The organism is Paenibacillus sp. FSL K6-3182, from assembly GCF_037976325.1.
Taxonomy (GTDB): Bacteria; Bacillota; Bacilli; order Paenibacillales; family Paenibacillaceae; genus Pristimantibacillus.
The window spans coordinates 4,777,945-4,794,940 of the sequence record NZ_CP150265.1 but is presented as its reverse complement, the minus strand read 5'-3'; the positions used below and the strand labels follow the sequence as shown (position 1 = coordinate 4,794,940).

The 16,996-nt window shown below is 46.1% G+C and carries 10 protein-coding genes; 8 read left to right on the top strand and 2 right to left on the bottom strand.

Annotation, left to right across the window (positions count from 1 at the left end):
- Nucleotides 1-134: 134 nt before the first annotated feature.
- The 6 genes from MHH56_RS21345 (at nt 135) to MHH56_RS21320 (ending at nt 12,789) form a co-directional block, all read left to right on the top strand.
- Nucleotides 135-1,628 (top strand): alpha-N-arabinofuranosidase, encoded by a 1,494-nt coding sequence (locus MHH56_RS21345; RefSeq protein WP_339209692.1) that lies wholly within the window; start codon nt 135-137, stop codon nt 1,626-1,628.
- 14 nt (nt 1,629-1,642) lie between these two features.
- The gene (locus MHH56_RS21340; protein ID WP_339203692.1) at nt 1,643-1,915 is read left to right on the top strand and encodes a DUF6171 family protein; all 273 of its coding nucleotides are present in this window, start codon (nt 1,643-1,645) and stop codon (nt 1,913-1,915) included.
- A 236-nt stretch (nt 1,916-2,151) separates the two neighbouring features.
- The gene (locus MHH56_RS21335) at nt 2,152-3,144 is read left to right on the top strand and encodes an S-layer homology domain-containing protein (protein WP_339203691.1); all 993 of its coding nucleotides are present in this window, start codon (nt 2,152-2,154) and stop codon (nt 3,142-3,144) included.
- A 29-nt stretch (nt 3,145-3,173) separates the two neighbouring features.
- Nucleotides 3,174-3,737, top strand: a complete 564-nt coding sequence (locus MHH56_RS21330) for a TlpA disulfide reductase family protein (RefSeq protein ID WP_339203690.1) — start codon at nt 3,174-3,176, stop codon at nt 3,735-3,737.
- Between the two features lie 142 nt (nt 3,738-3,879).
- Nucleotides 3,880-8,208 carry a beta-L-arabinofuranosidase domain-containing protein gene (locus MHH56_RS21325; RefSeq protein WP_339203689.1) on the top strand — a complete coding sequence of 1,443 codons (4,329 nt, stop codon included), beginning with the start codon at nt 3,880-3,882 and terminating at the stop codon, nt 8,206-8,208.
- A 78-nt stretch (nt 8,209-8,286) separates the two neighbouring features.
- Nucleotides 8,287-12,789 (top strand): sugar-binding domain-containing protein, encoded by a 4,503-nt coding sequence (locus MHH56_RS21320; RefSeq protein ID WP_339203688.1) that lies wholly within the window; start codon nt 8,287-8,289, stop codon nt 12,787-12,789.
- A 101-nt stretch (nt 12,790-12,890) separates the two neighbouring features.
- Here the strand turns inward: MHH56_RS21320 and MHH56_RS21315 are convergent, their stop codons facing one another.
- Complete coding sequence (locus MHH56_RS21315) at nt 12,891-13,664, bottom strand: cupin domain-containing protein (protein WP_339203687.1); 774 nt, start codon at nt 13,662-13,664, stop codon at nt 12,891-12,893.
- A 143-nt stretch (nt 13,665-13,807) separates the two neighbouring features.
- Nucleotides 13,808-15,106, bottom strand: coding sequence for an alpha-glucosidase/alpha-galactosidase (locus MHH56_RS21310; protein WP_339203686.1), 1,299 nt, complete (start codon nt 15,104-15,106; stop codon nt 13,808-13,810).
- Between the two features lie 148 nt (nt 15,107-15,254).
- Here MHH56_RS21310 and MHH56_RS21305 point away from each other — a divergent pair, with 148 nt between their 5' ends.
- The gene (locus tag MHH56_RS21305) at nt 15,255-16,109 is read left to right on the top strand and encodes an AraC family transcriptional regulator (RefSeq protein ID WP_339203685.1); all 855 of its coding nucleotides are present in this window, start codon (nt 15,255-15,257) and stop codon (nt 16,107-16,109) included.
- 124 nt (nt 16,110-16,233) lie between these two features.
- The gene (locus tag MHH56_RS21300) at nt 16,234-16,791 is read left to right on the top strand and encodes a hypothetical protein (protein WP_339203684.1); all 558 of its coding nucleotides are present in this window, start codon (nt 16,234-16,236) and stop codon (nt 16,789-16,791) included.
- The last annotated feature ends 205 nt before the right edge of the window (nt 16,792-16,996 follow it).

The following is a 16,996-nucleotide window of genomic DNA, read 5'->3' as shown; positions in this document are numbered from 1 at the left end:
GGGTTGCAAAATGTATCCGCTACCATTATGATTTGGTTAGGATTAACGTTTAAGTATTTGGATAAATAAATATGTTAATCCAACTATTTATCAAAGTCTATTTATTCTATTATATTGAAGCGAGGTCGATTCATTTGGCAAACCGCATAACCATTAACGCTGATTTGGCTGCAGGTACGATTAATCGCAATATTTATGGACATTTCTCTGAGCATTTGGGACGTTGTATTTATGAAGGGATATGGGTAGGAGAGGATTCTCCTATTCCGAACACAAACGGGATTCGCAATGATGTAGTTGCAGCGCTTAAGCAGCTGAAAATTCCAGTTCTTCGTTGGCCGGGGGGCTGCTTCGCGGACGAATATCATTGGAAGGATGGCATTGGGCCGCGCGAGTCGCGCAAGCGGATGATCAACACCCACTGGGGCGGTGTTGTTGAGAACAATCATTTTGGCACGCATGAGTTTTTGATGCTGTGTGAAATGCTGGAATGCGAGCCTTACATATCAGGAAACGTGGGCAGCGGCACCGTTCAGGAAATGTCGGAGTGGGTGGAGTACATGACATTTGACGGCGTATCGCCAATGGCAGAACTGCGTACAGAAAACGGCAGGGAAAAGCCGTGGAACGTGAAATATTTTGGCGTCGGCAACGAGAACTGGGGCTGCGGCGGCAACATGCGTCCTGAATATTATGCGGATCTGTATCGCAGATATCAAACCTATGTGCGCAATTATGGCGATAACAAAATCCATAAGATCGCTTGTGGTCCAAACGTAGATGATTACGGCTGGATGGACGTTGTCATGCGGGAAGCGCATGGGATGATGGATGCGATATCGCTGCATTATTACACCATTCCGGGTGAGTTTTGGACGCAAAAAGGTGCTGCAACAGGCTTCTCCGAGGATGAATGGTACGGTACATTAAAGAAAACCTTTTATATGGACGAGCTGATTACACGCCATTCGGCTATTATGGATCGTTATGATCCGAAGAAGCGGGTAGGCCTTATGGTTGATGAATGGGGTACGTGGTACGATGTGGAGCCGGGTACAAATCCAGGGTTCCTGTATCAGCAAAACACAATTCGTGATGCGCTGGTTGCTGGAATTACGCTTCATATCTTCCACGATCATTGTGACCGGGTACAAATGGCTAACATTGCTCAGGTGATCAATGTGCTGCAATCGGTCATTTTGACTGAGGGTGAGAAAATGGTGCTGACGCCAACATATCACGTTTTTGATATGTATAAGGTGCATCAGGATGCAACGCTTCTTACCACTTCGATTGACAGTCAGGATTATGCGCACAATGACCAGAAGATTCCGCAAGTATCCGTATCTGCTTCGAAGGACGCGAGTGGCCGCATCCATGTAAGCTTGTGTAATTTGGACAATCAGTCCGAAGCGGATGTGGAGATTGATCTTCGCGGCCTAGCAGGTGCAGGGCTTAAGGTTTCGGGTACAGAGCTTACAGCTTCCGTTAAGGACGCGCACAACAATTTTGAAAATCCGGAAGCTGTTGCGCCAACCGCATTCCAAGCTTTCACTGTTAATGGATCAAAAATTAGCGCGAAGCTCTCCCCAATGTCGGTAACGGTGCTAGAGCTGATCTCGGAATAGGGATACCTCCAGCGATGAGCAGCAAAAATGCGTGCAAAGGCTGTCGTGATGATTACCTTGTCACTGATGAGCAGATCGATCGGATTTTGGCGGCGCCGATGTTCCAGTCCGAAATTAGTGTGCCGGATGATGTGTACGAGCAGCGCCTACAGCAATGTAGAGGCTGCCCGAAGTTTCAATATGGTACGACATGTACCGTATGCGGGTGTTTCGTACGTATTGCCGCCAAATATAAAGAACGTGCTTGTCCGAATCCTGGGGATAGCCGCTGGCCAAAATATGCATGAAAATATATGATTAAGAATCTTAGAGCTGCTCTCTGTCTATATAGAGAGCAGCTCTATTTATTTTTAAAAAGGAACGGCGGAAATTCATAACTTTTAACCTGATATTGCAAATACATTCCAAATTCATCTTTGTACAATAAAACTATCGATTGGATTGCTAAATGGTTATGCACATCTCTCATTACTATTCTATGTAGATGAAAGGGACGATTTCATTGAAGAAATGTAAGCGTTTTATGTCGGCTGGTTTGATCGTTTTATTGCTTGCTATGGCACTCCCAAGCTTTGCGTTTGCAGCGGATACGCCGGTGTTCGCACTTACTCAGGAGAAATCGGATAAGGATATTAAAATCGTCGTTACTGCCGATAAGCTAACCGATATGTACGCTTATGAGGTGAAGCTGTCATTTGATGCAAAGAAGCTTCGTTTTAAGAGTGCCAGCAGCAGCATTGCAGGATTCTCGATATCGCCGATCGTCGAAGGCAATCAAATTATGTTTGCTGCGACGAAGATAGGGAACAAAGCAGGAGAAAATGGTAAAAGCGTATTATCAAGCTTTCTATTCGAGCCAATAGGAAATGGAGATACCGAGGTATTGCTCACAGATGCGAAGCTTGTAAAAAGTACCCTCGATTCCAGTACGCTGAAGCCTAATGTGAAGCTTACCGCTAACCTAGGAAATTCAGCATTTTCATTCAAAGATATTGCGGGGCACTGGGCAAAAGGATCCATTGAACGAGCTGTTAATCTAGGTTTTGTTAACGGTTATACGGACGGAACCTTCAAACCAAATGCACAGGTTACCCGCGCGGAATTTGCAGCGATGCTCGTCCGAGCACTAGATTTGAAGGCTGATCTTGCAGCAGATATATCGTTCAAAGATGCAGGCAGCATACCAAGCTGGGCTTCCGCTTTCGTTGGAATTGCAGTAAAAGCTGGCATTATAACAGGGTACGAGGACAATACAATCCGCCCTAGCAAGCCAATTAATCGCGCGGAGATTGCGGTAATGGTCGTTAGAGCGCTCGAATGGAAGGTTGATCAGGCGAAAAAATCGTCGTTTGCAGATCGGAGCCAAATTCCAGCTTGGGCGGAGCCTTTTGTTGCGATGGCTGCCGAAGCGGGCATCATCAAAGGCAGAGGCGAAAATAAGTTTGCACCAAGCGCTAATGCGACTCGAGCTGAAGCCGTTACTCTCTTGCTTACTTTGATTGACTCAAAGCAATGAAAAAAACGATTCTAGTGATTTCCGTTTTTTTGTCAGCTACGGTCTTGGGTTTGTTTTTCATATTAAATTCGGATCAAACGAGCGGCAATGCAGGCGATAAGCTGGATGCATCCGCGCTGGAGAGCGTATTAAGTGTGAATCAGGAAGCTGCTTTGCACCGCAAAGCGACTTCAGGAGTGAAGGCGCCTGCCTTTACGCTCAAGGATCTGAACGGAACGACCCATACCGTAGCGGGTGCAGAAGATAAACCGATTGTATTGCAGTTTTGGGCGAGCTGGTGTGAGGCATGCAGTGTTGAAGCCCCCACCTTAAAGAAGCTGCATGAGAAATACGAAGATAAGGTCGATTTTTATGGCGTGAATCTATCATCAGAAGAAAAACAAGCAAGCGCAATTGAAACGTTCATCGAGGAAAATGAATGGCGGTTTACGAATTTACTGGATGCCAATAAACGTGCCTCTTATTTATACGAGCTGCATTCGCTGCCAACTACGTTTATTATCGATACGGATGCCACGGTACTGGATACATTTCATTTGATAGATCCGATGGAGTTTGAGAGCAAGCTGGATATGTTAACGGAGGGGAGGTGAGCTTGCATCATATACTAGCAGCTGAATTGAAACGCAAGCTTAGCATGAGCTTGCGATTGCAAGAACTAAGATTGAGGAGTGAAGCTGGATGCGGTTCAGTGCCAGGCTGAAATCAATGATTGTTTTACCGCTCATTTTTTCAATGTATGTTAGCATTTTTCTGCCAGCAGTTCATGTAGAAGCTGCGACTGGAGCAGAGCCGGTTTTTTTCGAGGATCATTTCAATCGTTCCATCATTAATGAAAATTGGACGGTCATCGATGGAATATGGTCAACGGCAAATGGCAAAATGACCGGAGAAAGCGGATCGGGATCTAAAGCTTTGGTTAAGCAAACCGAAATACAAGATGGCACCGTGGAGGCAGATATAAGCCTTGCCAGTCGCAACGGTGATGCGGGATTGCTTTTCCGAACGGTTAGCGCAGCGCCAGGGGCGGACAATGTGAAAGGTTATTACGCAGGCATTTCCGCGCAAGGAACGGGCAGCGTATTTCTAGGCCGTATGGACAACAAATGGACTGAGCTGAAGCGAACTTCGATAGCGATTAATCCTAATGTAGTTTATCACTTTAAAGTTAGCGTTGCCGGATCGCAAATTAAGTTTTATGTCAATGAGAAGCTGGTGTTGGAACAATCGGATACGACCTATACGAAAGGTCAGGTCGGCGTAAGGCTTTACCAATCCCAGCCGACCTATGACAATCTCAAACTTTCAAATGATAAGGGGGAGCTCGCATTTACGGATTCATTTGATGCCCCAGCGGATGGGCTCACATTGCCGAGTTGGCATGCTGCTCAAGGCGAGTGGGAATTGCAATCGGGCGGGATAACCGTAAACGCTGGCGCAAATCAGGCTTTGCTCGTAAAAGATACGGTGTTCACCGATTTTACAGTGGAGACTGATATTAAGCTACCGCTAGCTACGGGTACTGCAGGACTTTTGTTTCGAACTAAGCTAAGCGGTGAGGGAAAGGTGCTCCAAGGTTATTTTGCAGGACTGCGAAATGATGGAAACTTGGTTCTTCGCCGGCTAACGGATAAGTGGACCGATCTGAAAGTCGTTAAGGCGCTGGATACGGTCACTGCGAACAAGTTTTATCAATTGAAGGTGGTAACCTATGGGAATGGCATCAAAATATATGTGGACGATATGCATAATTCCATTCTGGAATACACCGATGACAGTGAACAAAAGTTTACCTCAGGCGGCATTGGGGTATGGGCGGATGAGTCTGAGCCGCTATTTGACAATTTTATTGCAACTGACTATGCCGTACCGGCGGAGTCGTTCCAAGAGCTGGTCAAAAATAAAGATCCGCTTGTACAAACACCGTTTGTGCCGCTTCCGCTTGGATCGGTCAAAGCTGATGGTTGGCTGCTTAAGCAATTAGAACTAATGAAGGATGGTGCAACCGGATACGCAGAGGATTTATACGGAGAGCTCAGCACAAATTCGGAGTGGCTGGGTGGAACAGCGCCAGAATCGAACTGGGAACGCCCTATCTATTATGTGAAGGGGTTGGTCGCGCTCGCTTATACGCTTGACGATCCGGAGCTGATTGCAAAGTCGCAAAAATGGGTCAATTGGATGTTGAATAGCCAGCGTGATGACGGCTTCTTCGGTCCTGCCAGCGACAATGATTGGTGGCCGCGCATGGTTGCTATTTATGTGCTCAAGGATTATTACGAGGCGACAAATGATAAGAGAGTGATTTCTTTTCTTACGAACTATTTTCATTACCAGCTGAACAATCTAGACCAGCGTCCGCTTAGGGATTGGGGACAAATCCGCAGCGGCGACAATATGAATATCGTCCTCTGGCTGTACAACCGTACAGGAGATGTGTTTCTGCTGCAGCTCGCTGAGAAGCTGCATAAGCAAGGCGGTGATGAGACTGACATTTTTACGAACGACCATTTTTTAACAGCCGCTAAGATTAATCCTGATAACTTTTACTCGCAGCATACAGTCAACGTAAATCAATCGATTAAAACCCCCTCTATTTATTATCAACTATCGAACAATGAAGCAGATAAGCTTGCATTTCAAGCAGGCGTAGAGCATCTGAATCAATCACACAATCAAATTACCGGCATGAATTCAGGAACAGAGATGCTCGCAGGGTTAGCTTCAACGCAAGGGGTTGAGCTTTGTGCCATTGTGGAGCGGGTACACAGCAACGCGGTTGCAGCCATGATTACCGGTGATCCGGCAATCGGAGATGCGCTGGAGAAAATTACTTTTAATTCGCTTCCGGGTGCAATGAGCAAGGATATTAAAACCCATCAATACTATTCGCTGCCGAATCAAGTGCAAAGCGGCTTAACCGATCATGGCTATAAGCAAAATTACGGAAATGGCACCGTACAATCGCCTTATTCGGGTTATCCTTGCTGTCGTTTCAATATGCATATGGGCTGGCCTTATTTTGTGAAGGACATGTGGGCGGGTACTTCGGATGGCGGGCTTGGCGTTATTGCCTATGGACCGAGCCGTGTATCAGCCAAAATCAATGGAGCGAATGTAACCGTTAAGGAAACGACGAACTATCCGTTCGAGGATCAAATTCGGTTTACGATTGAGGAAGCGTCCAAGAGTGTGAATTTCCCGCTGAAGCTGCGTATTCCGGAATGGACGGACAAAGCAGTTATCACGGTGAATGGGCAGCCGCAAGAGGCAGTAGTATCCGGCCAATATTTTACGATTGATCGGCAATGGACAAAAGGCGATACCGTTGTATTGACGCTGCCAATGGAGCTCAAAACGTCGTCTTGGGTCAACAATTCAATTGGCATCGAACGAGGACCGCTCGTATTCTCTCTGAAAATCGATGAGAACTGGGTAGAGCAGTCTAATCCAGCGCCGCAAGTGAAGGCGCCTGGCTTCAAGGAATACAGCATCAATGCGCAGTCCCCTTGGAATTATGGTTTGCTGCTTGATCGCGACAACCCAGCAGATTCGATTCAGGTCGTCGTATCCGATATGCCGGATAATCCGTTCATACAGGAGACTACCCCGATAAAGCTAATTGCAAAAGGGAAGAGAATCCCGTCATGGGGCAAAGCAGCTAACGGGGTATCAGCCGCAGAGCCGCCGGTTGGTCCTGTATTTTCCGCAGAGCCTACGGAGGAAATTACGCTTGTTCCGTTTGGAGCAGAAAACCTGCGGGTTACTTATTTCCCTGAGGTGACTGAGGAAACGGGCATTCAACCTTATAAATATGAGGCGGAAAACGCCCAGCTGTTCAAGGCGACGGCTCGCAGCAATAATGTGCATGCATCAGGCTCAAGCTACGTTGGCGGCATCGATTATGCCGACAGCTACGTTAACTTTAATCAGGTTGAGGTTCCAGCAGCAGGGACGTACAAAATGTTCATTTGGTACGCACAAAATACGGGGAATTATCAGCCAGCTGCTGCAAAAATTATGGTTAATGAAGGCGAAGAGCAGTCCTTGCAGCTCGCAGGGACGATTAATTGGGGCCGATTTATGGCTTCAAGCGTCAACGTTGAGCTGAAGGAAGGGGTTAACTCGATCAAGTTTATGCGGGGTTCTGGACCAAATCCAGGCTTTTATGAGCTAGACTACATCGCATTGTCAGCAGCTAGTAAAGAAGCTGTTGAGCCTTCGGATCAAGGGACAGCTGTACTGACAGGTGCTGCAAGCGTACCGAGCGGTGCTGATCTGAATCTTACCTTAGCGGTTCGAAATGTTACGGACAGTGTGTATCAGAGCGTTTATGCGCAGGACGTTACGGTAACCTTTGATCCAAGCAAACTAAGCTTCTCGGGTGCGGCATCACTACGAGAGGGGCTGAATGTACTTGAACCCAAAGAGCTTGAGCCGGGCAAAATTCGGATATTAGCCTTTGGAGAGGGGGCAGCCCTTTCACCAAACGAAGACTGGCTGAAGCTGACTTTCCGAGCTGGCATAGCAGATGAAACGGTAAATACCTCTATAACGGTAACCGACGTTAAGCTTGCAAACGCAGAAGGGCAGGAGCAGCTGCTGCTTGAAGCTCAGCATCATCTTCAGATACAGGCAGCTCCGGGTGATAAGTCTGCACTGCTGGCGGCGTTAACGCAAGCGCAGGCTTTGTATGATGGAGCGGAAACAGGAACAGAACCGGGACAATATCCTCCTGCGATGAAGCAGCAGCTGCAATCGGCTATCAACAAAGCAAAGCTGGTTGCTGATGACGAGAAGGCAACGAAAGCTGAAATTGCAGCCGCGATGACGAAGCTGAATGCTGCAGTAGAAGATTTCCTTGCCGGTGTCATCAAGCCAAGTAACGGTGACGTGAATCATGATAATAAAATTACTGTTGGCGATTTGGCGATTGTAGCTTATTCGTATGGCAAATCCAGCAGCGATCCGAATTGGCAGCAGTTCCAAAAGGCAGATTTGAATCATGATGGCAAAGTGGATATTGAGGATCTTGCATTACTCGCTCGTTTGATTCTTGGCTAAACGGTACAAGGGGGAAGGCGCATCACTTCCTCCACTAGATTTGGGTATCGATACTATGAATCTTTGGAGGTTCCGTTCATGTTGAATATAAGAAAAACAATGAGTACGCTTGTGGCATTATCTATGATATTTAGTATAGTAGCTTCCGCAATCTCCTTTGCACCCCGGGCTGCGGCAGCAGATGCAGGGGGGATGGCAGCTTCGCAGCAGCATGGGCTGATGGCTGAATATTTCACTGCGGGAGGGCCGCCCAATTTTGCTTTTGGAACCTTTAAAGGAGCTGGCTACGATTCGAATTTGGATATTTCCAATTTAGAGCCGGCTATCAAAATGTTTACAGGACAAGAAGATCGCGTCGGCATCAGATGGACTGGTTTCATTCAGCCTAAGCTTTCTGAGGACTATACCTTTTACATTACAGGTGATAATGGCTTCCGACTTTGGGTTGATAATAAGCTTACGATCGACCACTGGATAGCGGACTGGGACAAAGAGCAAACTTCAAAGCCTGTCACTTTGGTTGCAGGTCAGAAATACAGCATTAAGCTGGAGTTGTTCGAAGACACGGGCGGCTCGAATGTTCACCTGCGCTGGTCTAGCAAGAGCTTAGCGAAGGAGGCAGTTCCAACAGAAGCGTTTTACTTGCCAGACGGTTTCGCGCTTGGAGGTATCGTGTCCGAGGATGGTTTGCAAGTTGAGCTGCCATTCCAACAATCTTTGAAGCCAATCACTGCTGAATTTGTTAAGCATCTGAAATTGCGTATCGTGACGGGCGATTTGCCTATTCTGTCGGCAGCTTTGAAGGATGGGGACGATAAAGTCGTCACCGTACTGCTGAAAGATCCAATGTACTCTAAGGATGTAGGCAATGTTAAAGTAATCTACGATGGCAAAGGCGGACTGGAAACGGTGGCGGGAGCTGCTGTAGCTAGCTTCGATAAACCTGTCTACAATGGTTCGAAATATCAGATCATGTCCCCTTGGGCGGAGGATGTAGACAAAGAAAACGTACTGCCTGAATACCCAAGACCACAATTAGCGCGTGAAAAATGGATGAATTTGAATGGGGAATGGGAGTTCCAAGCAGCCCAGAAAGGAGAAGCTGTTCCTGTAGGTCAAGTGCTGAAGGAGAAAATTCTTGTTCCGTTTGCAGCAGAAGCAAAGCTTTCGGGCATTAACCGCGTTGAGGATCTCATGTGGTATAAGCGCTCCTTTACCGTACCTGAGAGCTGGGATGGTGAGCGAGTGAAGCTGAATTTTGGCGCGGTTGATTACTTGGCAACGGTGTATGTCAATGGACAATCGGTAGGCAGCCATAAGGGAGGTTATACCTCATTTAGCTTTGATATTACGGATTATCTTGTGCCTGGGGAAAATGAGCTTATCGTCCATGTACTGGATGAGACGGATATGGGAGCAGACCAAGCGGTTGGCAAGCAAACGGTCAAAAAACTCGGCGGCATTTGGTATACCTCCGTATCGGGTATATGGCAAACGGTGTGGCTTGAGCCTGTAGCCGCTGCACATATCGATAAACTCGACATGGTAACAGATATTCAAAACGGCATCTTGAAGCTGAAGGCAGCTGCTATCGGCGTTGAAGGACAAACGATTGAAGCAGTTGTTTTGGAAAATGGAAAAGTGGTGGGAACCGCAACAGGAGCAGCTGGAGCTGAGATTGCAGTGGCAGTTCCAAATGCACGGCTTTGGTCCCCAGATGATCCTTATCTATATGATTTAAAGGTGTATCTGAAGGATGGAGCACAAACGGTAGACGAGGTTTCAAGCTATTTTGGCATGAGAGAGATTACGCTCGGCAAGGTAGACGGTATAACAAGGCCGCTAGTAAATGGGAAATTCGTCTTCCAGATGGGTCCGCTTGATCAAGGTTTTTGGCCGGACGGCATATACACGGCACCTACGGACGAAGCATTGAAATTTGATATCGAGGCGGTTAAACGCGTCGGCATGAATACGATTCGCAAGCATATTAAGGTGGAGCCTGCACGCTGGTATTATTGGGCAGATAAGCTAGGCGTACTCGTATGGCAGGATATGCCTAGCCTTGAGGATCGTCAAGGAAATAAAGGGTCAGATATTACACAAGCAACGAAGACGCAGTGGTTTAAAGAATACAAAGAGATGGTCGATCAATTGCGCAGCGTGACATCGATCATTGTGTGGACGGTGTTTAATGAAGGCTGGGGACAATTTGATCAAGGCGGGCAAATGACGAAGGATGCTACCAGCTATGTAAAAAGCCTTGATTCGACTAGGCTCGTTAACAGCACAAGCGGCTGGTGGGATGCGGGCGTCGGCGATTTGAATGATATTCATCGCTATCCTGATCCCGGCGCTCCGAATTACAGCGATACAAGGGCAGCTGTGCTTGGCGAATATGGCGGTTTAGGCTTGCATGTCCCAGGGCATGAATGGAGCCCACTCGTATTCTCCTATCAATTAATGAATAGCAAAGAACAGCTGACTTCTACTTATATCGCCTACATCAACAGGCTGAAGCAGCTGAAGGAATCAGGCCTGAGCGCAGCCATTTACACACAAATTACAGATGTGGAATATGAAATTAACGGCTTATTGTCTTACGATCGCAAGGTTGAAAAAATGGATTTTGATCGAATTGCGACCGCGCACCGTGAGCTCATCGGCACAGCAACCAAAGGGGATTTGCTCGCTGAAATTGCCAGAGCAGAAGGAATGCTGAATCTCGCGAAAATAGGCGCAGGAGCCGGCGAATATGAGAAATCGACTGCTGATTCCTTTAAGGCTGTCATTGATTTAGCTCGCGAGACAGCTCAAGATGAGGCTGCAATGCCTGCACAAATTCAAACAGTCCTTAAATCTCTCCAAAACGCGCGTGAGCAATTTTTTGTATCGGTAAACGATCCCATTCCGGCGGGTTCTTCCGTTGATCCGTTTAATGAGGCGACGCTAGACAGAGCTTGGTCTGTCTTTAAAGCAGACAACTCCAAATGGTCGCTGACACGCAAACCAGGCTTTTTAAGCTTGGACACTTCACCAGGCGACACATTCGGAAATTCAAATAACTTGCCGAACATATTTTTAAAGGATGCGCCAGCAGGCGACTTCGTCATTACAACAAAAGTGGAAGCTCCTGTACGCAAAAACTTCCAGCAAGCGGGACTGTTCATTTGGCAAAATGAGGACAATTACGTTAAGCTGGGCCATGTTTGGGATACGGAAGCTACAACTGGCAAAAGCCTCGAAACCGCATATGAGAAAAATGCGGTTTATGTTAAAGCGACAAACATGGTCAGCCATCCAGGTTACGATACGTCCTATTTGCAAATCAAGAAGGTAGGCAATGTCGTTTCTACTTTCTATTGGGATGGCAGCGCATGGAAACCTGCGGCAGACCCGATGACTGTTAATTTAAGCAATTTGAAAATCGGCTTCTATGGTTTATCTTCGGGTGATAAAACGTCAATCCAAGCGAATTTCGATTATTTCTCGGTTGGTCCTGCTCAATTGTCGGATAAAACAGCGCTTCAAGCGGCAGTTGTATCTGCTGAAGCCAAACTTAATTCCGCTGTTGCAGGTACAGAGCCCGGTCAATATCCGCAGTCTGCAAAAGATGCATTTGCTGCTTCAATCGCAACAGCTAAAGACGTATTGGCTCTTGCAACTGCAGATCAAGCGGCAGTAGATGCAGCGTTGGCGGCACTCGGCAAATCGGTTGCTGACTTCGCAGCTTCTGTAGTACCTCCTGCTGTGAAAGACGCGACAGCTACGATTGCCGTAGCGGCACTGGTGAAAGCGGGTCAATCCTTCGATGCAACGGTTGGATTGTCAGGCGTAACGGAGGAGAAATATTCAAAGCTGTATGCGCAAATTTTAACAGTTAGCTTCGATGCTGCGAAATTAACGCTGACTGGCGCAACCTCCTTGCAGCAGGATTTCAGCATCCTTGAGCAAAAGGTTATCGAGCCCGGCAAGGTGAGGATTGTAGCTGCAGGTCAAGGCAAAGGCATTGATGCCAATTCGGAATGGCTGAAGCTGAGCTTCTTGGCAGCTGTTACGGGGAGCACAGGCAATACAGCCATTCAAATTAGCGACTTTACAGTTGCTAATAGCTTGGGAGAAGAACTTGAAGCAAAATCAGCATCCCATACGCTGCAAATTAGTGCCGTTGTTGATGTGACGGGCTTAAATCAGGTGATAGCCGCAGCGGAAGCCATTTACGATGGAGCGGTAGTCGGCACACAGCCTGGTCAATATCCGGCAGCAGCAAAAGCAGCGTTTGGTGAAGCCATTGCCACAGCGAAAGCCGTTGCCGTTAACCCGAATGCAAGCGAAGCGCAAGTGAGCGCAGCTATTGCTCAGCTAAGTGCGGCAGTGACGACGTTCCAAGCTTCCAAATTGTCAGGCGATATTAATAACGACAATAAGGTATCGATTGGCGACCTCGGCATCGTAGCATCTGCATATGGCAAAACAAGCGCAGATCCGAATTGGTCGCAATATAAGAAATCCGATCTAAATGCGGATGGCAAAATTGATATTGTGGATATCGCGATGCTTGCAAGATGGATTCTGGGGTAACATTTCGTTAGATTCTGCTTACAATAAAGAAGAGGGTGACCCGAAGCAACGGACTGCTTGGGTTCCCTCTTTTTTTTGTCGGCTTTTGTGGGTTTAAGTTATTAATATGGATGCTGATAATACTGATGGCCATACATTTGATTGTAATAGCCTTGGTTAGGTTTAGCTTGGTTAGATTGAATAGCTTGATTAGGCTGATATGCTTTATTGGACGGCAACGTTTGGTTTGGCTGCAATACTTGATTGGATTGCAATACTTGATTCGATTGCACTGGAGCTTGCTGCTGTATTGGAGCTTGATTAGGCTTTTGCATATTTTTGCTTTGGCCTTGTACGGGATTATAGCTGCAATTGCTCGGAGGTCCCAAAATAACGGTGTCCTTTAAAGGTGCTAACGCATTTTCTAATTTTTCTTGATCTAAGCAGTAGGTATACGCAAGGATGTTGGTTGGAGTTAATCTTAAAATATCGGAGCCAAAAATAACTTCTGGGATTGGCGCATCAAAGATGGCTAGCAGATGAGTATTATCGACGGTCGCCATTTCATAGTGCCACCAGCCTTGCGGAATGTTGACGACTTGAGCAGGTTGTACCAAGTAATGAAGGAACTCGTTCGTAAAAGGGTTCATAAGCGCTATTTCTGCTGATCCTGATATGCAATATACGAGTTCAGAGGCATTCTGATGGTAATGAGGCTCAACGACATTGCTTTTGCTAAGGTAGATATCAAGAAGCGACGAATTCCCTAACGTATTCAATTGCTTCACTGAAAGCAAGTTGATGTAGTTGTATGGATCTTTTTTGAAAAAAGTACTATTGTTCAAATCATAAGCAAATTCCGTTTGTGGAGACGTATAGTCCATATAAGAAGTCATTTGTAAATCCTGCCCCTCTTTCATTAGCTGGTTAAATGTTTACTGGGATAGGATATGTGTTTGCCCATATGATGGTGAAGGTTACTGGAAAAAAACAAGGCAGACAAGTGCATGAATAACGATGCACTCGTCTGCCTATTCGTTTATTTATAGCTTGGGAGCCAGCTGCCATGAGCTTCGATGAGCTCATCACAAAGCGATACAATGTCATCCATAGACAATTCTGCTGAGGTATGCGGATCAAGCATTGCAGCGTGATAAATATGATCCCGCTTGCCAGTAATTGCCGCTTCGATCGTTAATAGCTGCGTGTTGATGTTCGTACGGTTTAATGCTGCAAGCTGTGGCGGAAGGTCGCCAACATAGGTTGGTGTAACGCCATTCGCATCAACGAGGCATGGCACTTCTACGCATGCTTCCTTCGGCAGATTCGTAATAAGTCCAGTATTCATCACGTTGCCGCCAATTTTGAACGGGTTGTTCGTTTCAATTGCTTCGAGAATGTAAGAAGCATATTCATGGCTGCGGCAGTGCTCAAGCTTGCTGTCATTAATAAGTGAATCGCGCATGGATTTCCAGCCTTCAATTTGACTAACACAGCGGCGAGGATACTCATCGAGAGGAATGTTGAAACGCTCGATCAGCTCTGGATAGTTCCGTTTGATGAAGTATGGATGGTATTCCGCATTGTGCTCGGAAGATTCGGTGATATAGTAGCCGAATTTCAGCATGAGCTCGTAACGAACCATATCATGATGTTTCTCCAATTGCTTCTCGGCTGCACGGCGTTTGATTTCCGGGTAAAGATCAACTCCGTCTTTGCTTGCTTCAAGCAGCCATGCCATATGGTTGATGCCTGCAATTTTGTACTTAACGCCCGTTGTGTCCATACCCAAATGATCAAATAAATGCGGTACACAAACTTGTACACTGTGGCATAAGCCAACCGTTTTCACGCCGCCATAGGTGTTCATGACATTCGTGAGCACGGCCATTGGGTTGGTGTAGTTAAGGAACAGGGCATCTGGACAAACCTCGTTAATATCGCGAGCGAAATCCAGCATCACAGGAATCGTGCGTAGATTACGGAAAATGCCGCCAATGCCTACGGTATCGGCAATCGTTTGGCGCAAGCCGTATTTTTTTGGAATCTCGAAATCGGTAATCGTACACGGATCATAGCCGCCTACTTGAATGGCGTTTACGATGTATTTGGCACCGCGAAGCGCTTCTTTCCGGTCGGTATAAGCTTTAATTTGGCAAGTGCTTTCACTTGTTTTTTTAATATTAAGCAGCATTTGCTCGGAATCGAGAAGACGCTCCGCATCAATGTCAAATAAAGCGATTTCAAAACCTTGCAGTGCAGGTGTTTGCATGACATCTCCAAGAATGTTTTTGGCAAAAACACTGCTTCCTGCGCCGATAAAAGTAATTTTAGACATTAGACAATAGCCTCCTATTGGATGATTGCTGACTCTTTTAGTATAAGGAGAACAACTGCAAATGAATATGGAAGGAACGAAGCATTATATGGAGAAATGTTGCATCATTTAGTATGCTTAGAGAAGTCAGCTTATTGGAGGTGCATGGATGGAAACGCATCATCGTATAACCATGAGTATTAATACAGCTCCGCTGAAAGGCGAAATGTCGGTCTTGTTCAGCGGAATCGGCGAACCGGTCGCGGGCCATTTTATAGGACCGGCTGTTCATGATTATTATTTAATTCACATTGTACTGGATGGGGAAGGCACATTTGAAGCGCTGGGGAAGACGTACTCTTGCAGCGCGGGGGATGCCTTCATCATTTTTCCGGATATTCTGGTCAAATACGAGGCAAGCCTGCACAATCCTTGGAAATATACATGGGTAGCCTTCTCGGGAGATATCGTGGAAGCTTCTCTTCGTTCGATTGGGATCACGCCAGACCTTGCTGTTATACGTGGATTCTCGCTGCCGACGATTTATCGGATGTTTCGGAAAATACGCAAAGGTATGGAGAAAACGAATGCCCCAGCGCTTGGCAATATGGAAGCTTCGGGCTGGCTGAGATTAATATTTCATGAGCTTGGACGAATGAACCTTACGAGAATAACCGAAGAGATCGTACCAGAATCTCGTTCTTACCGCCAAATTGATCAGGCAATTCGCCTCATATCGCTCCAATATGGACAGCAGCTCTCTATTGAAGGAATCGCTCAAACACTCGGCTATCATCGCGCGCATTTAACGAGGCTGTTCAAGGATGCGACGGGGCTGCCGCCCATGCAATATTTACAAAAGGTACGAATGAAGAAAGCAGAGGAGCTGCTTGAAGGCGAGCTTACGATCGCCCAGATTGCCTCATCTGTTGGATTTAATGACCCGCTCTTTTTTACGAAGCAATTTCACAAATGGAGCGGACAATCGCCTACGGAATTTCGGAAGAACTTGAATAAGCAATAGAACGATAAACGAGCGGAAAATAGATAGATGGGCATTCGAATGCAGTGGATAATTTCTCCATAAATGCAACCTAAGTAATCATTAAAGAGTCTATGATGATGAGGATGAAGAGGAGGGATTTTTGGTGAGGTTCAAGATTTGGTTTGTTTTGCTAGCAGCGGTTTGCATTCTTAGTGCTTGCGAAAAGGAAGAGAATAATGGAACAACGAATAGCAGTGGGAAAGTGGTCTCTAGCGTGTCTGAGGAGATGCAATCTTCCAATCAAGAAAAACAGTTATCAGATGATATGAACGAAGTTATTTCAAATTATATTATTCAAAAATACGATTCAATTTACTATCAAACGGAAAAACAGTTTGAGGTGCATGAGGTTTATGGCACAAGCGAATCATCGGGTATCATTACGGTGTATATGTATTCCTATTTTGGCGGATTTAATAAATTTTCGGGGCTAGAAATTCAAGCAGGGCATTCCTTGCCTGCGGTCATTCGCTTGAAGAAAAAAGCAGAGGGATATGTTGTAACCGAATATACTGAACCGAAAGACGGCAGTCTTTATCAATCTTCGTTGAAAAAAATGTTTCCCAAAAAGTATTTGGATATGCTGCATAATAAAAGCGGCATTTTAGAGAATTTGCAAAAAGAAATGGACAATAAAGTGCAGCAATGGTTGGACGAATAGTACTGCGAATCACCCGTCCCAACGGGTTTATTTTAAGATGAAAATCAAGAAACTAGCAGTTACTTTAAGTATAGTATGTATATTTCATATAATATAGTGACCTTTTTTTCACTACTTACATAATGATACAAACTTCTCTAGAATAGAGATGCGAGCGTGCTTAAGGCAGCATTTCGATTGCTATTTTACAATTCATGAGGAGATG